Here is a 23,005-nt window from a genome sequence, read left to right as displayed (position 1 = left end):
ACGCCCCCTCTCGCGGGTCGAGCGCGAAAACCCTACACGAGCGACCGCAGCACGTACTGCAGGATGCCGCCGTTGCGGTAGTAGTCAGCCTCACCCGGGGTGTCGATGCGGACGACCGCGTCGAACTCGACGGTTTCGCCGTTTTCGCGGGTGGCCGTGACGTGCACCGTCTTCGGGGTAGAGCCGTCGTTCAGAACCTCGATGCCCGAGATATCGAAGGTCTCGGTTCCGTCGAGTCCGAGCGACTCGGCGCTCTCGCCCGCAGGGAACTGCAGCGGCAGGACGCCCATGCCGATGAGGTTCGAACGGTGGATCCGCTCGAAGCTCTCGGTGATGACGGCCTTCACGCCGAGCAGGCTCGTACCCTTCGCTGCCCAGTCGCGCGATGAGCCGGAACCGTACTCCTTGCCGCCCAGAACGACGAGCGGGATGCCGGCCTCCTGGTAGTGCTGGGAAGCATCGTAGATGAAGGCCTGCGGAGCGCCCTCCTGCGTGAAGTCGCGAGTGTACCCGCCCTCGACGCCGTCGAGCAGCTGGTTCCGCAGACGGATGTTCGCGAACGTACCGCGGATCATGACCTCGTGGTTGCCACGGCGCGAGCCGTAGGAGTTGAAGTCCTTCGGCGCGATGCCGTTCTCCGAGAGGTACTGCCCGGCGGGGGTGTCCGCCTTGATGTTGCCTGCGGGGCTGATGTGGTCGGTCGTGACGGAGTCGCCGAGCTTCGCGAGCACGCGTGCACCCGAGATGTCGGTGACGGGCGACGGCTCGAGCGACATGCCCTCGAAGTACGGAGGCTTCCGCACGTACGTCGACTTGCCGTCCCACTCGAAGGTGTCGCCGGCCGGCGTCGGCAGCGATCGCCACAGCTCGTCGCCGTCGAAGACGCCGGCGTACTTCTCGGTGAACATGTCGGAGTCGATCGACGCGCTCGCGATCTCCTCGACCTCGGTCGGATCCGGCCAGATGTCCCGAAGATAGACGTCGTTGCCCTCGGAGTCCTCACCGAGCGGCTCGGAGTCGAAGTCGAAGTCCATCGACCCGGCGAGCGCGTAGGCGATGACGAGCGGCGGGCTCGCGAGGTAGTTCATCTTGATGTCGGGGTTGATGCGACCCTCGAAGTTGCGGTTGCCCGAAAGGACAGCCGTGACCGCGAGATCGTTATCGTTGACCGCCTGCGAGACCTCGGGGATGATCGGGCCCGAGTTGCCGATGCACGTCGTGCAGCCGTAGCCCACCAGGAAGAAGCCGAGTGACTCGAGGTGCGAGGTGAGGCCCGACTTCTCGTAGTAGTCGGTGACGACCTTCGAACCGGGGGCCAGCGTGGTCTTGACCCAGGGCTTCGCCTTGAGTCCGCGCTCGTTCGCGTTCTTCGCGAGCACGCCGGCTGCGAGCATCACGGACGGATTCGAGGTGTTCGTGCACGACGTGATGGAGGCCAGCGTCACGGCACCGTGGTCGAGCGTGAACTCGCGACCGGTGACGTCCTTCACCAGTGCCGGGTTGGCGGCGTCGGCGTAGTTCTGCAGATCGCGCTCGAACTGCGTCTTCGCTGCGGTGAGCTCGATGCGGTCCTGGGGACGCTTCGGGCCGGCGATCGACGCCACGACGGTCGAGAGATCGAGCTCGAGGTACTCGCTGAACTCGGGCTCCTGGGCGGGATCGTGCCACATGCCCTGCTCCTGCGCGTAGGCGCGCACGAGGTCGATCTGCTCCTCGGGGCGGCCGGTGAGTCGCAGGTAGTCGAGGGTCACGTCGTCGATCGGGAACATGGCGGCCGTCGAACCGAACTCGGGGCTCATGTTGCCGATCGTGGCGCGGTTCGCGAGCGGCACTGCGCCGACGCCCTCACCGTAGAACTCGACGAACTTGCCGACCACTCCGTGTGCACGCAGCATCTGGGTGATCGTGAGGACCACGTCGGTCGCGGTGACGCCTGCCGGGATCTGACCGGAGAGCTTGAATCCGACGACGCGCGGAATGAGCATCGAGATCGGCTGACCGAGCATCGCGGCCTCCGCCTCGATGCCTCCGACGCCCCAGCCGAGCACGCCGATGCCGTTCTCCATTGTGGTGTGCGAGTCGGTGCCGACGCAGGTGTCGGGGTAGGCCTGAAGCGTGCCCTCGACCTCACGGGTGAACGTGACGCGGGCCAGGTACTCGATGTTGACCTGGTGGACGATGCCGGTGCCAGGCGGGACGACCTTGAAGTCGTCGAAGGCGCCCTGGCCCCAGCGGAGGAACTGGTAGCGCTCACCGTTCCGCTGGTACTCGATCTCCACGTTCTTCGCGAACGCGTCGGGCGTTCCGTAGACGTCCGAGATCACGGAGTGGTCGATCACGAGCTCTGCCGGTGCGAGCGGGTTGATCTTGCTGGCGTCGCCTCCGAGGTCGACGACGGCCTCGCGCATGGTGGCGAGGTCGACGACGCAGGGCACCCCGGTGAAGTCCTGCATGATGACGCGCGCAGGGGTGAACTGGATCTCGGTGTCGGGATCGGCGTTCGGATCCCAGTTGCCGAGCGCCTCGATGTGCTCACGGGCGACGTTGGCTCCGTCTTCGGTGCGCAGCAGGTTCTCGAGCAGCACCTTCAGGCTGTACGGCAGCCGCTCGTGGCCCGGGACCTGATCGATCCGGTAGATCTCGTACTCTTTCTCGCCAACGGCGAGTGTGCTCCGGGCACCGAAGCTATTGACTGCTCCCACGGCCGCTCTCCTCTTCATGTCGGGTGCTGCTGAGTTCTAGTGTGCACCTGATGCGGCCGTCGCGCACCTTTTCCGACGGGCGCCGCACCTGAGACCGATTTATCTCGATGTCGAGATAATTCTACACGCTTCGCGACGGTCTCGCGGTCACACCGATGGCGCGTCGTCCCCAGTCGTAGCCTCAGATTCATCTGATGATCGAGGGAAGCGGCTGAGGATGAGCCAGCTCAGGAGAATGACGAGCGCGAACAGCGGGATACCCATCACCAGACGGGCGACCCCGAGCGCCCCGACGTGGCCGCCGAAGTACATCGGGAGCTGGACTGCGAGTCGTGAGACGAACATGGCGAGCCAGATCAACGTGCAGATTGTCGCAGCGCGTTTGAGCGCGGGTTCGCTGCGCCACGCGGTGAAGTCTCCGCGAAGCGCTCCGAACGCGAATCCGATGAGCGGCCAGCCGACGAGCAGCGAAATGATGAGCCCGGCAGCCCAGGCTCCCGACGTCCAGAATCCCGGGAGGAAGTAGTCCTCACCGCGGCCGGTCACGAGCGTCGCCAGTACGCACACGCCCACCGCGAGCGCGCCCGAGAGCGCCGATGCGAGCGGCTCGCGTCGCAGGAGCCGGATCGCGACGGCGATCAGTGCGAGGATCGCAGGAGCAATCGCTGAGACGCGCGGATCCTGCGTGAAGGTGTACACCCCGAGGTACACGGCGCCAGGGACAATGGCCTCGAAGACGCCGCGCCACCCGCCGATGGCCTCGAGCACGCCCTGCGAGGTGACCCGCTCCCCCTCGAGCCCGGCACGGACGGTGCGCGAAAGCTGTTCACCCACGATCTGCGCGCGATGATCAGCTCCGCCCGACTCGTCCTCGGACCCTTCCGAGGACGAGCGTTCGTCCGGTTCGTCGCCGTCCTCGCGCGACAACGTCATGCGCTCTGCGTGCCGGTCTGACCGCTGGCCTGCGCCGTCCCGCCCTGCTGCGCGCCCGCGGGCACCTTGAGGGGCAGCAGCTCGTTCGGAGGCATCGGCTGATCCCCGCGCACGACGACGAGGTCGCGAATGAGTTCGAAGATCTGCTCCCGAGCAGCGGCATCCGTCGCCGCCTCGCCCATGATCGCGCCGCGCAGCACCCAGCGGGGACCGTCGACACCGACGAAGCGGATCGTCCGCTCGCCACCGCCCTGGGCCTCGGGAACCTGCGTGACCACGATCAGCTCCGGTCCGAGCGTGCCGACCTCCTCAGACGTCTTCGCGCCCTGGCCGGAGACCTGCTTCGCGATTCCCGCACGGATCTGATGCCACAACCCGAGCGACTTCGGGGCGGAATACGCCTGGACCTGAACGGCGGACGACCCGAACGTCAGCGTGACCGCCACGACGCGCTTTTGGCGATCGTCGACGTCGAGTCGCATCTGCAATCCTTCGCGCGGCGCCACCTTAATGCCGCCGAGGTCGACGTACGGACGCATGGCGGTCACCTCGGAAACGTCGAACGGGCCCGCCGTCGCCCGGTCCTCCGGGCCCGACTTGGACTCGTCAATCTCCTCCGGCTGGTCTTCGCGCACCTCGACGGCTCCTGCCGCGTCCTCGTGCTCGCTCTGCGGCTCAGCGCCTGCTGCATCTGCCATGATCCGTCGTTCCTCCTCGAAACTCTCTGTTCAGTCCGTGCAGTGTTCCATTATGCGTCGGCGGACGCGGGCTCCGCGGAGCGCTGGCCGACACCGGTCGAGCCGAACCCGCCCTGCCCGCGGACGCTCTCGGGGAGCGACTCGACGCTCGTGAACTCCGCCCGCGCCACGCGCATGAACACCAACTGAGCGATGCGATCACCCGGCTGCACCTCGAACGAGGACTCCCGGTCCGTATTCAACAGCGTCACCTTCACCTCGCCGCGATACCCCGCGTCGACGGTGCCGGGTGCGTTCAGCACCGTGATGCCGTGCTTCGCGGCGAGACCGCTGCGCGGCATCACGAAGGCGGCGTACCCCTCGGGCAGCGCGAACGACACGCCGGTCCCGATGAGGGCCCGCTCGCCGGGGCCCAGCGTGACCGCCTCACTCGCCCGGAGATCCGCTCCGGCGTCACCCGGAAGGGCGTACGCGGGAAGCTGGTCGGCCACGATCTCTACCTCTACGACTTCACTCACCCGGCAAGGCTATCCGATCAGCCCCGCGGTCGGCTGAACCGGGACCCGTGGGTGGGCGAGCGGCGAACGCACACCCGGATCACCGATAATGGAGGGATGGCCGAAACCACCACGCGGTACCGCGAGCGCCTCTGGCCGAGCGCGGTCATGTTCATCATCACCGCAGTCTTCCTCATCCCAGCCGTGACGCTCGTCCTCACCCCGATCGACGCCGCAATCGCGTTACCCGGGGCGATCATCGTGTACGCCATCGTCTTCGCGATCCTGGCGTCGCTGAGCCCCACCGTGCGCGTCGAGAACGGGATGCTGACCGCCGGGCGTGCGCACATTCCGGTGTCGCTCCTCGGCGAGCCCGAGCTCATCGGACGAGAGGAACTCCGCCGCGCGATCGGCGTCGACCTCGACGCGCGCGCCCACCTCGTCGTCCGCGGATGGATCCGTGAGGGGCTCCGCATCCCGAACCTCGATGCGCAGGATCCGGCGCCCTACTGGATCATCACCTCGCGGAAGCCCCAGGCCCTCGCCGCCGCGCTACGCGCCGGATAAGCAAGCGCTTCGCTCCGTGGGATGCCGCCGTGGGCGGCACCGCAGCCGGTCCGAAACGCGCTGCGTTTCAGACTAGGCTGCCACCCCGCGCTTCGCTCCGTGGGATGCCGCCGTGGGCGGCACCGCAGCCGGTCCGAAACGCGCTGCGTTTCAGACTAGGCTGCGCACTCCCGGCAGATGGGACCGAGGTCCGTCTCGTGGTCGATCTGCGAGCGGTGACGCACCAGGAAGCAGCTGACGCACGTGAATTCGTCGTCCTGCTGCGGGAGCACGACCACGTCGAGCTCCACATCAGAGAGATCTGACCCGCCCAGATCGAAACTCGGGTTGTCGGCATCCTCCGAGTCGATCGCGGAGCCGCCCTTCGCGGGAACGCGTTCCTTCAGAGCCTCGATCGAATCGGTCTCTTCTTCGGATTTGCGGGGGGCGTCGTAATCGGTAGCCATTCTCTCCTGCATTCCCGTGCACGGTGGCACTTCACGTCCTAAGCGGCCATAGTCTGCCCCACGTACGCCTGTGAATGCAAACCCGCGCTGAAAGAACCCTGCACGGGGCGATCCGACCGTGAGATTTCGACGCATCGCCCGGCTCAATCACCGCCGTCCGGCCGCGCCTGTGCAAGGCTGTTCGCGAGTGTGCGGGAGGAAGTGATCATGGACGAACTTCGATTGGTACGACGCGAGGAGCAGTCGCTCATCGTCGCGACGGATACGGGACAGGAGTTCCGCTTCATCGTCGACGACACCGTCATCAGCGAGGTGCGACACCTCAGTCGACGCGAGACGAATCGCAAGGTGAAACCGCGCGAGATCCAGGCGCTCATCCGGGCGGGCAAGTCACGTTCCGAGGTCGCAGAGATCACTGGCCTCGCGGACGCCGATATCGAACGCTACGAGGAGCCGGTGCTGGCGGAGCGCCGCTACATTCTGGAACGTGCGCACGCAGTGCCCGTGCGCACCGCCAACGAGGCCGACGGTCTCGAGCAGTTCGGCGCCGTGATCGCCGAGCGGCTCGAAGGACTGTCAGCGACGGACGCCGAGTGGTCCTCCTGGCGCGATGAGGAGCAGGGCTGGATGGTCGGGTTGGACTTCATCTCGCACGACATCGCCCATCGCGCCGTATGGTCATTCGATCATCGGAAAAGTCTTCTGTCACCGCAGACCTCCGACGCGGCCTCGTTGTCGCGCCAGGAGGACGTCGGGGATCGGCTGATCCCCCGCCTCCGCGCCGTCGAAGCGGAGGCGCAGCACGCGCACGAGACCGACGTCGATACGGAGTCTCCCGTCGGGGCAGCGTCCGGTGCAACGACGGAAGCCTCTGATGAATCGGAGGACGCCGATCCGCGCGGTCGTCGCCGCGAGCCCGTCGATGAGTACACCCGGAGACGGGAGATCGAACAGCGAAGCATCCGCACGGGTCCGGACGCTGAGACCGATTACGGCCAGACGGCAGACCTGCTCGACGCACTCCGCCGCCGTCGCGGTCAGCGGGAGCAGGAACGACCCGAAGACGACTGGGAGCGTGAGATTCCGCAGTCGGACGAGGAAGCCAAGGCCCCGTCGTTCGGCGAAACCGAGGCGCCCGCCCGTTCTTCGGCGGACGACACGGCTCCTGTGCGGCGCCAGGACGGTAACGGTGCCGACCGAAAGCCGTCGGACACGTCGTCGACCCGTGATTTCACGGGACGCAGCGTGGCTCCGGAGTCCGACGGAGCGCAGGATCAGTCGGTTCCGTCCTCCCGCTCCGATCGACCCGTGATCGGCCCGGCGCCGACCGGTGACGCCGACCGGCAGACGCGCGGCAGGCGACGCGCGTCGATCCCGAGCTGGGACGACATCCTCTTCGGCACGAAGAGCGACGAGGACCCGCGCTGACGCTGCTCGGCGGGATCAGCTGAACTTCGCGGCTGTGGCAACGGCGCTGGCGAAGCCCGTGCCTTCGAGCGCTCCGGCGACCGCGAGCGGTACTCCGCGCTCCTCCTCGCTGAGCCCCCCGTGCTGGCCGACCATGGCGAGCGACTTCGGGTCGTCGTGAGATGAGTAGTAGGCCACCCGTTTCCGCGCGGCGATCAGCACGTCACCGATGCGCGCCAGACCGTCCTCGTCGATGCTCCCGAACCACCCCGCCGCAGCCGCGTCCTCGCGTGTCGCGACGACGGCGCGCGTGCCCTCTCGTTCCGCGATACGGCGAGCGGCTGCGGCCGCGTCCGCTCCGGGTCGCAGATACAGGGAGCGGAATCTCGGTTCGCCACCGACCGCCTCGACCTCGTCGAGCGCGCCAGGCACATCGTCGAGCATGACCTGCGCGTGCGCTGGCACATCGACGATGCCGTGATCGGCGGTGACCACCAGTCCCGTTCCGCCGGGAAGCGAACGGAACAGGGACTCGAGGGCCGCATCGAGCGATTCGAGGGCCCGAGCCCACTCGTCGCTGCCAGCGCCGTACCGGTGGGCTGCACGATCGAGCTCGTCGACGTAGAGGTAGGCGCACACGCGTTCCCCGCCGCGCAGGATGCGCGAGAGCTCGGCGACCCGGTCGTCGATGCGTTGTCCGGCGACGTAGTCTGCGCCGCGCAGGATCGCCTCGGTCAGTCCTCCGGTTCGGTGAGCGGGCCGTCCCAGTGCGACGGGGCGCGCGCCGAGGGAAGAGGCGAGGTCGAAGAGGGGCTCCGAGCGCTGCCAGTCGCGGGGTTCGTCGATACCTTCCCAGTCCTTGAGCGTCGACACGATGCCCGCCCTCGGGTGCTTGATGCGATACCCGAGCAGTCCGTGCTCCCCCGGCAGACGGCCCGTGGTCAGCGTCGTGAGCGCGGCACCGGTGGTCGATGGGATCACCGTCTCGATGCGGCGCTGCTGCATCCGGGAGATGGTCCGCGCGTACGCAGCGCGCTCTCGAAGGTTGGCGTGGCCGAGACCGTCAACGACCACCAGCACGAACGACTGCATCGGCACGATGCGATCTGTCAGACTCCCCCCGTCGGCCGAGAACGACCACCCGGTAGCTCGCTCGAGCGTCTCAACGGGATCTCGACCGTTCGCCGCCGCGAGCCCGGCCAGACCCGTCGGCAGAATCGCGGCCAGCCTCGCGCCGTTGTCGGGGGTCGCAGGTAGCATGAGATCCATCGTATCCGCGCCATGGCGCGCTTCCCGACCGAAAGGCACGTGACCGACGCTGTGAGCGACGCACCCAACGACCAGTCGATTGTCTCCGGACGCGTCGAGGACATCGACATCTCCCAAGAGATGGAAGCCTCGTTCCTCGAGTACGCCTACTCCGTGATCTACTCCCGCGCGCTGCCTGACGCCCGCGACGGGTTGAAGCCGGTGCAGCGGCGGATCCTGTTCATGATGACGGACATGGGACTCCGCCCGGAGAAGGGGCACGTCAAGTCCGCCCGCGTGGTCGGCGAGGTGATGGGCAAGCTGCACCCGCACGGCGACGCCTCGATCTACGACGCGCTCGTCCGCCTCGCGCAGGGGTTCGCGATGCGACTCCCCCTCGTCGACGGCCACGGCAACTTCGGTTCGCTCGACGACGGTCCCGCGGCCTCGCGATACACGGAGGCGAGGCTCGCCGGCGCCGCGCTCGCGATGACGGCGTCGCTCGATGAAGACGTCGTCGACTTCGTGCCGAACTACGACAACCAGATCTTCCAGCCGGAAGTGCTCCCCTCGGCGGTCCCGAACCTGCTGGTGAACGGTGCGAGCGGTATCGCGGTCGGTATGGCGACGAACCTCGCGCCCCACAACCTGGTGGAGGTGGTCGAGGGCGCGAAGCACCTGCTGCACCACCCCGACGCGAGCTCCGACGATCTGATGGAGTTCATTCCGGGCCCCGACCTGCCCGGCGGTGGCATCATCGTCGGACTCGACGGTGTGAAGGACGCGTACCGGACGGGCCGCGGCGCGTTCCGCACCCGCGCCAAGGTCTCGGTCGAGCAGATCTCCCCCCGTCGGACGGGCCTCGTCGTCACCGAACTCCCCTACCTCGTGGGCCCGGAACGGGTCATCGAGAAGATCAAGCAGGGCGTCGAGGGGAAGAAGCTCCAGGGCATCGCCGACGTCGCCGATTACACCGACCGCAAGCACGGCCTGCGGCTGGTCATCACGCTGAAGACCGGCTTCTCCCCCGAGGCAGTTCTCGAGGCGCTCTACCGGTACACCCCGCTCGAGGATTCATTCAGCATCAACTCCGTCGCGCTTGTCGAGGGACAGCCCCAGACGCTCGGACTCCGCGAGATGCTCCGGGTCTTCCTCGACCACCGGATCTCGGTCATCACGCGGAGGTCCGAGCACCGGCTCAAGAAGCGTCGCGAGCGTCTGCACCTCGTGGAGGGCCTGCTCATCGCGATCGTCGACATCGACGAGGTCATCCAGCTCATCCGCTCGAGCGATGACGCCGAGTCGGCGCGGACGCGACTCATGCAAGTGTTCGACCTCTCCGAACTGCAGGCCGAGTACATTCTCGAGCTGCGGCTCCGTCGCCTGACGAAGTTCTCACGCGTCGAGCTCGAGGCCGAGCGCGACGAACTGCAGCGAGAGATCGAGCAGCTCCTCGAGATCCTGGGCAGCGACGAGCGGCTTCACGGCGTCGTCACAGAGGAGCTCGACGCGGCGGCCGAAGCGTACGGCACGCCTCGACGCACGGTACTCACGGGTGCTGTCGTGCGGCCGGCCCGCGCGGGGAAGGGCGAGTCGCTTGAAGTCGCAGACACCCCGTGCACGGTGCTGCTGTCCGCCACGGGGCGCGCACTCCGGATCGATCGCGATCCCGATACGCACGGCGAGCCGAGGCGCGCGAGTCGCGCGACGAAGCACGGCGCCGTACGTGCTGCCGTGGACGGCACAGTGCGCGGTGAACTCGGGGCGGTGCTCTCGGACGGAACCCTGCACCGGTTCACCCCGGTCGATCTGCCGCTGGTGCCTGCTTCGAGCATCGCGTTCTCCGCGGGAGTCAAGCTCATCGATTACATCGGCGTCGCCAATCCGAAGCTCACTGTCGTCGGTGTGGTGCCGATCGACGGGCCCGAACCGGTGGGCGTCTTCACGCGGCAGGGCATCGTCAAGCGCGTAGTCCTCACTGACCTTCCGGCCAAACCCGATTTCGAGATCATCTCACTCAAGTCCGGTGATGCCGTCGTCGCGGCGTTTCCCGCGCCCGACGGGTTCGAGTTCGCCGTTGTCGCGAGTGACGCGCAGCTCCTGAGATTCCCCGCGTCCGCAGTGCGCCCGCAGGGCCGTCCGGCGGGTGGAATGGCGGGAATGAAGCTCGGCGCGGACGCCAGGGTGATCTTCGCCGGTGCGCTCCCGGAGGGCGCTGACGCCCGTGTGGTCACTGTTGCCGACAGCTCCATCACGCTCCCCGGCACGGACGTCGCGACCGCGAAGGTCTCGGACTGGGCCGAGTTCCCGGCGAAGGGCCGCGCCACAGGCGGTGTACGTGCGCAGCGGTTCCTGAAGTGGGAAGATCAGATCGCGTGCGCCTGGGTGGGCAGCGAGGAGCCTCGGGCGCTGACGAGCGACGGGCGCGCACTGACGCTGCCAACGGAGCTCGGGCGCCGGGACGGCTCAGGGTACCCGCTCGACGGCGCAGCGGCGCACGTCGGCGCGGCTCCCTGAAGCGCGTCCTCACACGGATAGCGCCTCCGCCCTGAGGCGAGGCGCTATCCGCCCGGCTACTCGCAGGTCAGGCGTCGATGCGCTCGCGGTCGAGATCGTCGGCGTTCTCGACGATGAATTCCCGCCGCGGGGCGACCTCATTGCCCATGAGCAGCTCGAACATCTGCGCGGCCGCATGGGCGTCCTCGAGACGCACCCGGCGCAGTGTCCGGTGCTCACGATCCATAGTGGTTTCTGCGAGCTGATCGGCATCCATCTCGCCGAGGCCCTTGTAACGCTGAATCGGTTCCTGGTACTTCTTCCCGCGCTTTCGGAGGTCGGCGAGCAGCGCGTTGAGCTCGCGCTCGCTGTACGTGTACACGATCTCATTCGGCTTGCGGCCGGCGTGCTGCACCACCACCCGGTGGAGCGGCGGCACGGCGGCGTACACGCGCCCCGCCTCGATCATGGGGCGCATGTAGCGGAAGAACAGCGTCAGCAGGAGCGTCCGGATGTGGGCGCCATCGACGTCGGCGTCGCTCATGAGGATGACCTTGCCGTACCTCGCGGCTTCGGGGTCGAAATCACGCCCGGAGCCGGCTCCGATCACCTTGATGATCGCGCCGCACTCCGCGTTGTTCAGCATCTCGGCGATGGAGGCCTTCTGCACATTCAGGATCTTCCCGCGGATCGGCAGCAGTGCCTGGAACTCGCTGTCACGCGCGGGCCGGGCGGTGCCGAGCGCGCTGTCACCCTCGACGATGAAGAGCTCGGTCTCCGCGACGTCTTTCGAGCGGCAGTCGATGAGTTTCGCGGGGAGCGACGAGCTTTCGAGCGAGGTCTTCCGACGCTGCGTGTCGCGCTGAGCGCGCAGCGCGATCCGAGATTTCATCTCGGAGACCATCTTCTCGAGCAGCGCCGCCGTTTGCGTTTTCTCGGGCTTCTTGGTCGAGGCAAACCGCTCCTCCAAGCCGCGGGAGATGGCCTTCGACACGATTTGCCGCACGGCGGCGGTTCCGAGGACCTCCTTGGTCTGGCCCTCGAACTGCGGTTCGGGCACCCGCACCGTAACGACGGCGGTGAGCCCCGTGAGAATATCGTCCTTCTCCGGCTTGTCGCTGCCGGCCTTCAGCTTGCGGGCGTTGGTCTCGATCTGCTTGCGGAAGAACTTCACCAGGCCCTGCTCGAACCCGGCCAGGTGCGTACCGCCCTTCGGCGTCGAGATGATGTTGACGAAGCTCTGCACCTCGATGTCGTACCCGGTACCCCACCGCAGTGCGATATCGACCTCGCAGCGTCGCTCGACATCGCGGGAGACCAGGTGGCCGGTCTCCTCGTCCATGACGGGCACGGTCTCGGTGAACGTGCCGGAATCGGTGATGCTCCACGTGTCGGTGATGGGTGCGTCGACCGCCAGGAAGTCGACGAACTCGCTGAGGCCTCCGTCGAACTGGAATTGGTGCACGGCCGGTTCGCCGGCCTCGCTCAGCGCGGCCGCGCGTTCGTCGCGGATCTCGATCGCGAGGCCCGGGACCAGGAATGCGGTCTGGCGCACGCGAGCGACCAGCGACTCGGAATCGAAGCGGGCCTCCCGCAAGAAGATCTGGGGATCGGCCCAGTAGCGGACGCGGGTGCCGGAGACCCCCTTCTTCACCTTGCCGATTGCTCGCAACTCGGAGGAGCGCTCGAAGGGGGTGAACGGGCTGTCCGGTGAATCACCGTCGAAGATGCCAGGCTCGCCGTGCCGGAAGGACATCGCCCAGGTCTTCCCGTCTCGGTCGACCTCGACGTCGAGGCGCGATGACAGCGCGTTGACGACGGATGCCCCGACACCGTGCAGACCACCGGCTGAAGCGTACCCGCCTCCGCCGAACTTGCCGCCGGCGTGAAGCTTGGTGAAGACGAGCTCGACGCCGGTGAGGCCGCTCTTGGGCTCGATGTCCACCGGGACACCCCGGCCGTTGTCCGCGACCGTCACACTTCCGTCATCGTGGAGCGTGACGCGGATGTCGTTTCCGTGGCCGGCGAGCGCCTCGTCCACGGAGTTGTCGATGATCTCCCAGAGGCAGTGCATGAGGCCGCGGGAATCGGTCGTGCCGATATACATGCCCGGACGCTTGCGCACGGCCTCGAGCCCCTCGAGCACGGTGAGGTGCCTCGCCGAGTAACTGGACTCCTGCGACTGGGATGCTGCCACGTACTGCTCCTTGGGGTTCGGACGACTCGTCCACTGTATCCGCTGCTCCCGACATGGCCGCGCAGGGACGCGGCGCGTGCCGGATCGCGCCGCGATACGCGCACAGCGAAACCTGTGCGCACCTGACCGCAGTTCCCACTCCGTCGTGGTTGTATGGAACCAATTGAAACCGCGAGAAGGAGGTTGCCATGACCACGATCGAGCAAGAGTACGCTGTGGACGCATCGGCCGACGAGCAGGCCGGCCAGGCAGCCGACCGCCCCCTCACGGGTCTGGACCGCTGCGACAGCTGCGGCGCGCAGGCGTACGTCCGCGCCATCCTCGGCGGGAGCGAGCTGCTCTTCTGCGCGCACCACGCGCGCAAACACGAGGCGAAGCTGCGTCCGGTAGCCGAGGCCTGGCACGACGAGAGCCACAAGCTCATCGAGAGCTGATCCGTCGTACGACGACGAAGGGCGGGGATCCACCGAAGTGGATCCCCGCCCTTCGTGCGTGAGGACGGCCGGTTGCGACCTACTCCAGGTAGTCGCGCAGCTGCTGCGACCGCGACGGGTGACGGAGCTTCGCCATGGTCTTCGACTCGATCTGGCGGATCCGCTCGCGCGTCACCCCGAACGTGTCGCCGATCTGATCCAGCGTCTTCGGCATGCCGTCGCCGAGGCCGAAGCGCATCCGAATGACCCCTGCCTCGCGCTCGGAGAGCGAGTCGAGCAGCTGCTCGAGCTGCTGCTGGAGCATCGTGAAGCCGACGGCGTCAGCGGGAACCACAGCCTCGGTGTCCTCGATGAGGTCGCCGAACTCGCTGTCGCCGTCCTCACCCAGCGGGGTGTGCAGCGAGATCGGCTCGCGGCCGTACTTCTGCACCTCGACGACCTTCTCGGGAGTCATGTCGAGTTCGCGGCTGAGCTCCTCTGGAGTGGGTTCGCGACCCAGATCCTGGAGCATCTGGCGCTGCACGCGAGCGAGCTTGTTAATGACCTCGACCATGTGGACGGGAATGCGGATGGTGCGTGCCTGATCCGCCATGGCGCGGGTGATGGCCTGACGGATCCACCAGGTGGCGTATGTCGAGAACTTGAAACCCTTGGTGTAGTCGAACTTCTCAACGGCGCGGATGAGTCCCAGGTTGCCCTCCTGGATCAAATCCAGGAACTGCATACCGCGACCCGTGTACCGCTTCGCGAGGGACACGACGAGGCGAAGGTTCGCTCCGAGCAGGTGGCTCTTCGCGCGCTGTCCGTCCCTGGCCACCCACTTCAGCTCTCGCTCGAGCTTCTTGGGGAGGCCCTTCTCGGTCGCCAGCTTCTCCTCCGCGAACAGGCCGGCCTCGATCCGCATCGCAAGCTCGACCTCCTCCGCGGCGTTCAGCAGCGCGACCTTGCCGATCTGCTTGAGGTAGTCCTTCACCGGGTCGGCGGTGGCGCCCGAGATCGCAGTCGTCACCGTCGGCACCTCCTCCTCGTCGGAGGGGCGCAGCACGATCGCACCCGTGGGAAGCGGCTCAGCCGTCTCGCGAGGCTTCGACTTCGCCGCCGCCTCCTCGACTTCCTCGGGCTCGGGGGTGTCGGGAGCGATGCCGTCGACGATGTCGAGGGGATCGTTCTCTTCCTTGGGTCGTCGCCCGCCGCCCTTCTTCGCCGCGGGCTTCTTCGCCGCAGGCTTCTTGGCAGGGGCTTTCTTCGCTGCCGCCTTCTTCGGGGCGGTCTTCACGGTCTCGCTGCTCTCTTCGGCGCTCTCCGCCTGCGTACGAGTCTTGGTCGTGGGTGCCTTTGCCACGCAGCCGCCTCTCTCCTCGTTCTCACTCCTGTGCGGCACCGAGGGGTCGGCACCTGCTCACAGCATGAAAACCCATGTCAACCCCGGCGCATTCCCGAAAATCGGTCGCGGACCCGGATTGAATGGGTTACCACGTCGATTATTGCATGTTTTCCCTGGGCGGATGTGCAGCCGCGGCGTCTCAGCCGCGACCGCCGAGACCGTCGTCGAACCCGAGGTCCCCGCCCTCGCCGTCGCGTCGATTCGCCAGGAAGTTCTCGAGCTCGCTCGCAAGCTGATCTGCCGTCGGGATCGCCCCGTCCTCGTCTATGAGCGGTGACGGCTCCGCGCGATCCTGCATGTAGCGATCGTGGCGCTCTTCGAGCGTGCGGACCATCTCCTCCGACTCGGAGTTGTCGGCGATCTGGCTGTCGACCTGCAGGCGGAACGTCTCGGCCTTCTGTCGCACATCGTCCGTGGCGAAGAAGAGGCCAGACGCGGCCATAACCCCGTCGAGGGCGGCGAGCAGCGCGTCAGGATATTCGGTGTTGCCCAGGTAGTGAGGAATCAAGAGTGCGAACCCCGTCACCTCTTCGCCGAGACTGTGCAGCCGATACTCGAGCACATGAGACACCGAGGCCGCGAGTTTGGTCGTCGGCCGCCACACCGAGCGGTCCGCGATGAGATCCTCGCGGGAGCCGCTCACCGTGGCCCGGATCGGCCTGGTATGGGGAACCGGCATCGGCAACGCGTGGGTCCACACTGTCCGGGTCACCTCGAACTCGTGCGCAAGCATCAGTACGGTATCGATGAACTGCTCCCAGCGGAAGTCGGGCTCGTACCCGCTGAGCAACAGGAATGGAGCCCCGAGCTCATCGTGGGCGAGGCTCAAGCTCAACTCTTCAGGGGCGTAGTCAACGAGGTGGTCCTCGTCGAACGTGATCAACGGCCGTCTCGCACGGTAGTCGAGCAGCTCATCCGCGCTGAATCGGACGATCTCCTGCGGAGCGTAGCGCTCCCACAGGTAGCTCTCCAGCTGTCCGACCGCCGTACCCGCATCGGTGACGCCGAGCAGAGCCACGACCATGGGGAGACCCTTCGGGACCGCGGCGCGGCGCTCGGGGTACTCGGCTGAGAAGATCGGATTACTCACGACTCCATTTTACGAAAACCGACCATCGGAACCCAGCTGGAACGTGACGCCGAGAGCGAACCCTGAGTGCGCCGAGCGCAACGACAGCGCCGTTCGTCAGCGTGTGTCGCCGCACGGACAGCGGGACGACGCAACCAGTAGTAGGCTGGAGTTCGCCGCGTCAGGGCAGACCGCTCGACACGGACCATCCAACGCGCACAACTCGAGGGAGATGCCACTTGGCCGATCAGCAGTTTGACATCGTTGTTCTGGGCGGCGGCAGCGCCGGCTACGCCGCAGCGATCCGCGCGCAGCAGCTCGGACTGAGCGCCGCGATCGTAGAGAAGGACAAGCTGGGCGGCACCTGCCTCCACCGGGGCTGCGTTCCCACCAAGGCGCTCCTCCACTCGGCTGAGGTCGTCGATGTCGCACGTGAGGGCGCGAAGTACGGCCTCAAGGCGACGGTCGAAGGCGTCGACATCGACGCAGTTAACGCCTACCGCGAGGGCATCGTCTCCTCCAAGCACAAGGGGCTCCAGGGGCTCCTCAAGGCGAACAAGATCGAGATCTTCGAGGGCGAAGGCCGCTTGGTCGACGGGCACACCGTCGAGGTCGGGTCCGACCGGATCAGTGGGAAGTACGTGGTCCTCGCCACCGGTTCGTACTCCCGCAGCCTTCCCGGTCTCGAGATCGGCGGTCGGGTCATCACGAGTGAGCAGGCGCTCCAGCTCACGGAGATCCCGAAGAAGGCCATCATTCTCGGCGGCGGTGTCATCGGCGTCGAGTTCGCAAGCGTGTGGCGCTCCTTCGGCGTCGACGTGACCATCGTCGAAGCTCTCCCCCACCTCGTGCCGAACGAGGAGGAGTCCATCTCGAAGCAGCTGGAGCGCGCGTTCAAGAAGCGGAAGATCAACTTCTCGCTGGGCGTCCGGTTCGAGTCGGTCACGCAGACGGATGACGGTGTCACCGTCAAGCTCGAGGACGGCACCGAGTTCACCGGAGACTACCTGCTCGTCGCTGTGGGTCGCGGCCCCGTGACCGACGGACTGGGCTTCGAAGAGGCGGGGGTCACGCTCGACCGCGGGTTCGTCACGGTGAACGATCGCCTCGAAACCGGCGTCTCCGGCGTCTACGCGGTCGGAGACATCGTTCCCGGTCTGCAGCTCGCACACCGCGGATTCCAGCAGGGCATCTTCGTCGCCGAGGAGATCGCGGGTCTGAACCCCGTCGTCGTCGAAGACGTCAACATTCCGAAGATCACCTACTGCGACCCGGAGGTTGCATCGGTCGGACTCACGGAGGCGAAGGCGAAGGATCAGTACGGCGATGACCAGGTCGAAGCCTACGAGTACAACCTCGCCGGAAACGCGAAGAGCTCGATCCTCGGCACCACCGGCACCGTGAAGGCTGTCCGCGTGAAGGACGGTCCCGTGGTCGGCGTTCACATGATCGGCGGGCGCGTGGGCGAGCTCATCGGCGAAGCGCAGCTCATCGTCGGGTGGGAGGCCTATCCGGAGGATGTCGCTCCGCTCATCCACGGTCACCCGACCCAGAACGAATCCATCGGCGAGGTCATGCTGAAGCTCGCCGGCAAGCCGCTGCACGCGATCTAGTCGCTGCCACTGACGTTTACAACGAAACGGAGAAACACACCATGAGTGAATCGGTCGTCCTCCCCGCACTGGGCGAGAGCGTCACCGAAGGCACGGTGACCCGCTGGCTCAAGAGCGTCGGCGATCACGTGGCTGTCGATGAGCCCCTGCTCGAAGTATCGACCGACAAGGTCGATACCGAGGTCCCCTCGCCCGTCGAGGGTGTTCTCGAGGCCATTCTGGTCGAGGAGGATGAGACCGCCGCCGTCGGCGCCGAGCTCGCCCGCATCGGCTCAGGTGAGGGAAGCTCCGACAGCGACAGTGACTCCGGCTCAGCCGAACCGGCCGCTGCCGAGGAGCCCGAGCAGCCGAGCGAACCGGAACCGGAGCCCGAGGAAGCATCCGCTCCCGAGCAGCAGTCCGACGCGTCCGCCGAGTCCGGCGGATCGTCGGGTGAGAGCCAGGACGTCGTGCTGCCCGCACTGGGCGAGAGCGTGACCGAGGGAACGGTGACCCGCTGGCTGAAGAGCGTCGGCGACACCGTCGACGTCGACGAGTCCCTGCTCGAGGTCTCGACCGACAAGGTCGACACTGAGGTTCCTTCGCCGTTCGCGGGTGTCGTCCAGGAGATCCTGGTGCAGGAGGACGAGACCGCCGAGGTCGGTGCCGTACTCGCGCGCGTTGGCAGCGGTGCCCCCGCTGAAGCGCCCAAGCAGGAGGAAGCGCCCAAGCAGGAGGAAGCCCCGAAGCAGGAAGAGGCTCCCAAGCAGGAGGAAGCCCCGAAGCAGGAAGAGGCTCCCAAGCAGGAGGAAGCCCCGAAGCAGGAGGAAGCCCCCAAGCAGGAGCAGGCAGACAAGCCCCGTCACGGCGAGTCTGGCGGCCAGCAGCCCTCCTCCGGGTACGTCACGCCGATCGTGCGGAAGCTCGCGAACGATGCCGGCGTCGACCTGGCTTCGATCCAGGGCACCGGTGTCGGCGGACGCATCCGCAAGGAAGACGTGGAATCGGCGATCGCCTCGCAGTCGTCCTCCTCGGCCACGAGCGCCCCGGCTGCTGCACCCGCCCAGGCCAAGCAGCCGGTCGAGGTCTCCGCACTCCGTGGTACGACCGCGAAGATGAGCCGGCTGCGCAAGGTCATCGCCGAGCGCGCGGTCGCCTCGCTGCAGGAGACCGCTCAGCTCACCACGGTCGTCGAGGTCGATGTCACGCGAGTCGCCCAGTTCCGTGCGGCGAAGAAGGATGAGTTCCAGGCTCGTACCGGTTCGAAGCTCTCGTTCTTGCCGTTCTTCGCCATCGCTGCGGCTGAGGCACTGCGCACCTACCCGGTCATCAACGCGACCGTCGACGGTGACAGCATCTCCTACCCCGACACCGAGAACATCAGCATCGCGGTCGACACCGAGCGCGGTCTGCTGACGCCGGTGCTGCGCAACGCCGGTGAGAAGAACATGGCGGAGATCGCAGGCGAGATCGCCGATCTCGCGGCCCGCACCCGCGACAACAAGCTCACCCCTGACGAGCTGAGCGGTGGCACCTTCACGCTGACGAACACCGGTTCGCGCGGCGCGCTCTTCGATACGCCGCTGGTGTTCCTGCCCCAGGTCGCGATTCTCGGCACCGGCGCTGTCGTCAAGAAGCCGTTGGTCATCTCCGGACCCGAGGGTGATTCCATCGCGATCCGCTCGACGGTCTACCTCGCGCTCTCCTACGATCACCGGATCGTGGACGGAGCCGATGCCGCGCGCTTCCTCTCGCAGATCAAGAACCGCCTCGAAGCAGGCGACTTCGCCGACGATCTCGGTATCTGAGTCCGCGCTGAACCGAGTGGCCGTGCCGTCCCCGAGGGGCGGCACGGCCACTCCTATGTTCGGAGGGAGCCTGCGGGTTGATCCTCCTCCCGGTCGCAAACTCGACGGCCTCCAGCGCCGCAGTCGCATTCCAAGTTCCCTGGTCGGTGATGATCGTGATCGCCTCGTCAACTGCCTCGAGCAGATATGCAGCGCCGCCCGGGTGGTCTGCGGCTCCGAGTATGGCTGCGATCGCCTCCCGGGGAACACCGAATGCGCCGCAGCCCGGGTCGTGCCCGCTCAGCCGATGCCGACGTGAGCGGGACGTTCGGGAGCGGATCTCTGTACTCCCCTGTGCCGGTCTGAAGCTGATGCCGGCGGGCGTCACATCGAGATCGTCCAGCGTGACGAGCCCCCAGCAGGCCCCCTGCTCCCGCGCCCGGAGCCCCATCTCGCACAGGCGAACGATGCACCAGGCGAACGCTGCGATGTCGAGACCTTGGCGGGCATCCGCGCCAGGTCCACGGCCAGGTATCAGCAGGTTCGATTTCACCGTATGCTCCGTTCCTCTGGTGTCCACTGAATCCAGCTTCGCTGCGGATCGCGTCGAGAGAGCCTTCGCTGGTCGGAATGTGGACCGTCGGGTGCCTCTCAGCCACTGTGAACAACCCGCTCGCGGCCGCTGGGCGTCACGCGGCGGCCCGCCGACGCGATACGCTAGAGGGTATGGCAAAAGACAAGCAGCAGAAGGCGGCGAAGGAGCCCGGTCGCATCAAGCAGATGGTGCAGGTGTACCGCACCACGAAGCAGCACGACCGGAAGCTGCCCCTGCTCATGCTCCTCGCGATCGTGGGGCCGATCCTCGTCGCAGTGGCGCTCGCGTTCCTTCTCGGTGGCGGCGTATTCTCCTGGATCCTCTGGCCGATCACCGGCATCCTGGTCGGTCTCCTGCTCGCCATGATCATCCTCGGCCGCCGTGCCGAGAGCACCGCCTACCGACAAATCGCGGGCCAGCCGGGTGCCGTCGGTGCGGTCGTGCAAAGCGCGCTCCGCCGCTCCTGGCGTGGCTCCGAGGTCCCCGTCGCGATGAACCGTCAGCAGGACGCCGTCTACCGTGTCGTCGGTCGCGGCGGGGTGGTCCTCATCGGCGAGGGTCCGAAGCAGCGCACGGCACGCTTGGTCGCTGAAGAGAAGCGCCGCATTCGCCCCGTGCTGCGCAACGTGGAGATCACTGAGCTCTACGTCGGTCCCGATGAGGACAGCGTGCCGCTCCATAAGCTGTCGCGTACGCTCCTCAAGCTGAAGCCGACACTCCGTCGGCCCGAGGTGCAGGCGGTGCACAACCGACTGGTCTCGCTGAAGCAGGCGCCCGTCGGTATCCCGAAGGGCATCGATCCGAACAAGATCCGCTCGCAGCGTCCGCGCTGATCCGACAACGCTGATTCGGCCACGCTTCTCCCGTACCACGTGCAGTGCGCTTCGGTGCGGGAGAAGTTCGGTTACCAGCGAATCAGGACGGTGCCGGCGATCTTGTCGTGGAAGCCGCGCTGATCCGAGTCCCAGACGAGCACCGGGATCACGAGTACCAGCAGCAGCGTGCGTACGACAGGCCGCCACACCCCGACCCAGCCCCCGCTGATGGGGACCAAGCGGAGTCCGAAGACCCGGTGACCGACTGAGCCGCCGATCGTCGGAATGAACACGATCTGCATGAGGGCGAAGATGCCCAGCGGCAGGAACGGGTTCGGGTCCCCTCCTGCAATGAGTGCCGCGATGACGCCGGCGATCCCCCAGTCGAGCAGGATCGCCAGCGTGCGCCGCCCGATCCGTCCGACGGACCGCGGGCCCTCCTCAGGCAGACCGAGCCGTTCTCCCGGCCACCGGCTGGGTTCGAGGTCTCCGAAGCGCTGTGGTTGGGGAGCATTGGGCATATCGACCATCTTAGTTTGTAACACGCGGGAAACACTCGTCACACGGAACTGAAACCAGTCTGTCGTATGGTGGGTCTTGACCGTTCGGCACCGACCGAGGTGCACTGGCAATAGGAGCAGCATGTTTCAAACCCCCCAGGAAGTCATCGATTTCATCAAGGAGACGGACGTCAAGTTCCTCGACGTCCGCTTCACCGATCTCCCCGGCGTGCAGCAGCACTTCAACATCCCGGCCGCGACGGTCGATCTGGACTTCTTCGAGGTCGGGCAGATGTTCGACGGCTCCTCGATTCGCGGATTCGCCGGCATCGCCGAGTCGGACCAGCAGCTGATCCCCGATGTGACGACGGCGTACATCGATCAGTTCCGCGCTGAGCGCACGCTCATCATGCTCTTCGACATCTACAACCCCCGCACGGGCGAGATCTACTCGAAGGATCCCCGTCAGGTCGCGAAGAAGGCCGAGCGCTACCTCGCATCGACCGGTATCGCCGACACCGCGTTCTTCGCGCCCGAGGCCGAGTTCTACATCTTCGACGATGTGCGCTACGAGACCACCGGTCACCGCACCATGTACGCGATCGACTCGGAAGAGGCCCACTGGAACTCGGCTCGCGAAGAAGAGGGCGGGAACCTGGGGCACAAGACGTCTGCCAAGGGCGGATATTTCCCCGTCTCCCCCGTCGACAAGCAGGCCGATCTGCGCGACGACATTTCGCTCCGCCTGATCGAGGCGGGTCTCCAGCTCGAGCGCTCGCACCACGAGGTCGGCGCTCCGGGCCAGGCCGAGATCAACTACCGCTTCGACACCATGGTCCACGCGGCCGATGACGTGCTCAAGTTCAAGTACGTCGTGAAGAACACGGCCGAGCTGTGGGGGAAGACGGCGACCTTCATGCCGAAGCCGGTCTTCGGCGATAACGGCTCCGGTATGCACACTCACATGTCGCTGTGGAAGGACGGCGAGCCCCTCTTCTACGATGAGAACGGCTACGCCCAGCTCTCCGACACGGCTCGCTGGTTCATCGGCGGCATCCTGAAGCACGCACCGTCGGTGCTCGCGTTCACGAACCCGACGATCAACAGTTACCGCCGACTCGTCAAGGGCTACGAGGCTCCCGTGAACCTCGCCTACTCGGCCGGTAACCGCTCGGCCGCGGTGCGCATCCCGCTCACCGGCTCGAACCCGAAGGCGAAGCGCATCGAGTTCCGTGCTCCCGATGCCTCGGGCAACCCCTACCTGGCCTTTGCTGCGCAGCTCATGGCCGGCCTCGACGGAATCCGCAACCGCATCGAGCCGATGGAGCCGATCGACAAGGACCTGTACGAGCTTCCCCCGGAGGAAGCCAAGAACATCCCCCAGGTGCCCGGTTCGCTCGGCGAGGCGCTCGACGCACTCGAGGCCGACCACCAGTTCCTGCTCGAGGGCGACGTCTTCACTGAGGAGCTCATCGAGACGTGGATCGAGTACAAGCGCGAGAACGAGCTGATGCCGATGGCCGTTCGCGTGCACCCGTTCGAGTTCGAGCTCTACTACGGGGTGTAACGTGACGGCTCCCGTAGGAGCCTGAACGACCGCAGTCAGCTGAGTCCGCATGCTTCCGGAGAACCGGGAGC

General features: G+C 66.6%; 18 protein-coding genes. 8 read left to right on the top strand and 10 right to left on the bottom strand.

What is annotated here, in order from left to right; all coding sequences use genetic code 11:
- Positions 1-32 precede the first annotated feature (32 nt).
- The 4 genes from acnA to dut form a co-directional block, all read right to left on the bottom strand.
- Positions 33-2,720, bottom strand: coding sequence for an aconitate hydratase AcnA (acnA, locus tag K8P10_RS07795; RefSeq protein ID WP_224778391.1), 2,688 nt, complete (start codon positions 2,718-2,720; stop codon positions 33-35).
- 129 nt (positions 2,721-2,849) lie between these two features.
- Positions 2,850-3,635, bottom strand: a complete 786-nt coding sequence (locus K8P10_RS07790) for a DUF3159 domain-containing protein (protein WP_224778390.1) — start codon at positions 3,633-3,635, stop codon at positions 2,850-2,852.
- Entirely contained in the window at positions 3,632-4,333 is a 702-nt protein-coding gene (locus tag K8P10_RS07785) for a DUF3710 domain-containing protein (RefSeq protein WP_224778389.1), read from the bottom strand. Before K8P10_RS07785 ends, K8P10_RS07790 begins: the two co-directional genes overlap by 4 nt.
- Before the next feature lie 50 nt (positions 4,334-4,383).
- Positions 4,384-4,851, bottom strand: a complete 468-nt coding sequence (gene dut / locus K8P10_RS07780; protein WP_224778388.1) for a dUTP diphosphatase — start codon at positions 4,849-4,851, stop codon at positions 4,384-4,386.
- Positions 4,852-4,947: 96 nt separating this feature from the next.
- On the opposite strand from dut, the gene K8P10_RS07775 reads away from it, so the two are divergent.
- Positions 4,948-5,397 carry a DUF3093 domain-containing protein gene (locus tag K8P10_RS07775; protein ID WP_224778387.1) on the top strand — a complete coding sequence of 150 codons (450 nt, stop codon included), beginning with the start codon at positions 4,948-4,950 and terminating at the stop codon, positions 5,395-5,397.
- Positions 5,398-5,552: 155 nt separating this feature from the next.
- Here K8P10_RS07775 and K8P10_RS07770 read toward each other — a convergent pair whose 3' ends face one another.
- Positions 5,553-5,843, bottom strand: coding sequence for a DUF4193 domain-containing protein (locus K8P10_RS07770; RefSeq protein ID WP_224778386.1), 291 nt, complete (start codon positions 5,841-5,843; stop codon positions 5,553-5,555).
- 207 nt (positions 5,844-6,050) lie between these two features.
- On the opposite strand from K8P10_RS07770, the gene sepH reads away from it, so the two are divergent.
- Positions 6,051-7,271 carry a septation protein SepH gene (sepH, locus tag K8P10_RS07765; protein WP_224778385.1) on the top strand — a complete coding sequence of 407 codons (1,221 nt, stop codon included), beginning with the start codon at positions 6,051-6,053 and terminating at the stop codon, positions 7,269-7,271.
- Between the two features lie 15 nt (positions 7,272-7,286).
- Here sepH and K8P10_RS07760 read toward each other — a convergent pair whose 3' ends face one another.
- Positions 7,287-8,510, bottom strand: coding sequence for an alkaline phosphatase family protein (locus K8P10_RS07760; RefSeq protein ID WP_224778384.1), 1,224 nt, complete (start codon positions 8,508-8,510; stop codon positions 7,287-7,289).
- Positions 8,511-8,531: 21 nt separating this feature from the next.
- On the opposite strand from K8P10_RS07760, the gene K8P10_RS07755 reads away from it, so the two are divergent.
- Entirely contained in the window at positions 8,532-11,015 is a 2,484-nt protein-coding gene (locus K8P10_RS07755; protein ID WP_370631823.1) for a DNA topoisomerase (ATP-hydrolyzing) subunit A, read from the top strand.
- A gap of 67 nt (positions 11,016-11,082) precedes the next feature.
- On the opposite strand, the gene K8P10_RS07750 is transcribed toward K8P10_RS07755, so the two are convergent.
- On the bottom strand, positions 11,083-13,191 hold the full coding sequence (locus K8P10_RS07750) for a type IIA DNA topoisomerase subunit B (protein WP_224778382.1): 2,109 nt from the start codon (positions 13,189-13,191) through the stop codon (positions 11,083-11,085).
- A 188-nt stretch (positions 13,192-13,379) separates the two neighbouring features.
- Here K8P10_RS07750 and K8P10_RS07745 point away from each other — a divergent pair, with 188 nt between their 5' ends.
- Positions 13,380-13,625 carry a hypothetical protein gene (locus tag K8P10_RS07745; protein ID WP_224778381.1) on the top strand — a complete coding sequence of 82 codons (246 nt, stop codon included), beginning with the start codon at positions 13,380-13,382 and terminating at the stop codon, positions 13,623-13,625.
- A 79-nt stretch (positions 13,626-13,704) separates the two neighbouring features.
- On the opposite strand, the gene K8P10_RS07740 is transcribed toward K8P10_RS07745, so the two are convergent.
- Together K8P10_RS07740 and K8P10_RS07735 are read right to left on the bottom strand one after the other, a co-directional pair.
- Positions 13,705-14,967 carry an RNA polymerase sigma factor gene (locus tag K8P10_RS07740; RefSeq protein ID WP_224778380.1) on the bottom strand — a complete coding sequence of 421 codons (1,263 nt, stop codon included), beginning with the start codon at positions 14,965-14,967 and terminating at the stop codon, positions 13,705-13,707.
- Positions 14,968-15,148: 181 nt separating this feature from the next.
- Positions 15,149-16,099, bottom strand: coding sequence for a PAC2 family protein (locus K8P10_RS07735; protein WP_224778379.1), 951 nt, complete (start codon positions 16,097-16,099; stop codon positions 15,149-15,151).
- 218 nt (positions 16,100-16,317) lie between these two features.
- On the opposite strand from K8P10_RS07735, the gene lpdA reads away from it, so the two are divergent.
- The 3 genes from lpdA to K8P10_RS07720 all read left to right on the top strand — a co-directional run bounded on the left by lpdA (position 16,318) and on the right by K8P10_RS07720 (position 20,885).
- A complete protein-coding gene (lpdA, locus tag K8P10_RS07730; RefSeq protein ID WP_224778378.1) occupies positions 16,318-17,691 on the top strand; it encodes a dihydrolipoyl dehydrogenase in 1,374 nt (457 codons plus the stop codon).
- Between the two features lie 41 nt (positions 17,692-17,732).
- Positions 17,733-19,478, top strand: coding sequence for a 2-oxoglutarate dehydrogenase, E2 component, dihydrolipoamide succinyltransferase (sucB, locus tag K8P10_RS07725; protein WP_224778377.1), 1,746 nt, complete (start codon positions 17,733-17,735; stop codon positions 19,476-19,478).
- A gap of 705 nt (positions 19,479-20,183) precedes the next feature.
- The gene (locus tag K8P10_RS07720) at positions 20,184-20,885 is read left to right on the top strand and encodes a DUF4191 domain-containing protein (protein ID WP_224778376.1); all 702 of its coding nucleotides are present in this window, start codon (positions 20,184-20,186) and stop codon (positions 20,883-20,885) included.
- 71 nt (positions 20,886-20,956) lie between these two features.
- Here the strand turns inward: K8P10_RS07720 and K8P10_RS07715 are convergent, their stop codons facing one another.
- Entirely contained in the window at positions 20,957-21,388 is a 432-nt protein-coding gene (locus K8P10_RS07715) for an RDD family protein (RefSeq protein WP_224778375.1), read from the bottom strand.
- A 121-nt stretch (positions 21,389-21,509) separates the two neighbouring features.
- Here K8P10_RS07715 and glnA point away from each other — a divergent pair, with 121 nt between their 5' ends.
- The gene (gene glnA, locus K8P10_RS07710; protein ID WP_224778374.1) at positions 21,510-22,934 is read left to right on the top strand and encodes a type I glutamate--ammonia ligase; all 1,425 of its coding nucleotides are present in this window, start codon (positions 21,510-21,512) and stop codon (positions 22,932-22,934) included.
- Positions 22,935-23,005 lie beyond the last annotated feature (71 nt).

It is taken from the genome of Leucobacter sp. Psy1 (assembly GCF_020096995.1).
Classification (GTDB): domain Bacteria; phylum Actinomycetota; class Actinomycetes; order Actinomycetales; family Microbacteriaceae; genus Leucobacter.
Note: the sequence above shows the minus strand (reverse complement) of the source record. Positions and strands in the feature narration are given on the sequence as shown.

What these genes read in the sequence shown, in the direction of transcription:
- K8P10_RS07775 (WP_224778387.1), top strand. Translation starts at nt 4,948, where the DNA reads ATGGCCGAAACCACCACGCGGTACCGCGAGCGCCTCTGGCCGAGCGCG.
- K8P10_RS07745 (WP_224778381.1), top strand. Translation starts at nt 13,380, where the DNA reads ATGACCACGATCGAGCAAGAGTACGCTGTGGACGCATCGGCCGACGAG.
- K8P10_RS07755 (WP_370631823.1), top strand. Translation starts at nt 8,532, where the DNA reads ATGGCGCGCTTCCCGACCGAAAGGCACGTGACCGACGCTGTGAGCGAC.
- K8P10_RS07715 (WP_224778375.1), bottom strand. Translation starts at nt 21,388, where the DNA reads ATGCCCAATGCTCCCCAACCACAGCGCTTCGGAGACCTCGAACCCAGC.
- K8P10_RS07760 (WP_224778384.1), bottom strand. Translation starts at nt 8,510, where the DNA reads ATGCTACCTGCGACCCCCGACAACGGCGCGAGGCTGGCCGCGATTCTG.
- sepH (WP_224778385.1), top strand. Translation starts at nt 6,051, where the DNA reads ATGGACGAACTTCGATTGGTACGACGCGAGGAGCAGTCGCTCATCGTC.
- glnA (WP_224778374.1), top strand. Translation starts at nt 21,510, where the DNA reads ATGTTTCAAACCCCCCAGGAAGTCATCGATTTCATCAAGGAGACGGAC.
- K8P10_RS07770 (WP_224778386.1), bottom strand. Translation starts at nt 5,843, where the DNA reads ATGGCTACCGATTACGACGCCCCCCGCAAATCCGAAGAAGAGACCGAT.
- K8P10_RS07720 (WP_224778376.1), top strand. Translation starts at nt 20,184, where the DNA reads ATGGCAAAAGACAAGCAGCAGAAGGCGGCGAAGGAGCCCGGTCGCATC.
- sucB (WP_224778377.1), top strand. Translation starts at nt 17,733, where the DNA reads ATGAGTGAATCGGTCGTCCTCCCCGCACTGGGCGAGAGCGTCACCGAA.
- K8P10_RS07790 (WP_224778390.1), bottom strand. Translation starts at nt 3,635, where the DNA reads ATGACGTTGTCGCGCGAGGACGGCGACGAACCGGACGAACGCTCGTCC.
- acnA (WP_224778391.1), bottom strand. Translation starts at nt 2,720, where the DNA reads ATGAAGAGGAGAGCGGCCGTGGGAGCAGTCAATAGCTTCGGTGCCCGG.
- K8P10_RS07785 (WP_224778389.1), bottom strand. Translation starts at nt 4,333, where the DNA reads ATGGCAGATGCAGCAGGCGCTGAGCCGCAGAGCGAGCACGAGGACGCG.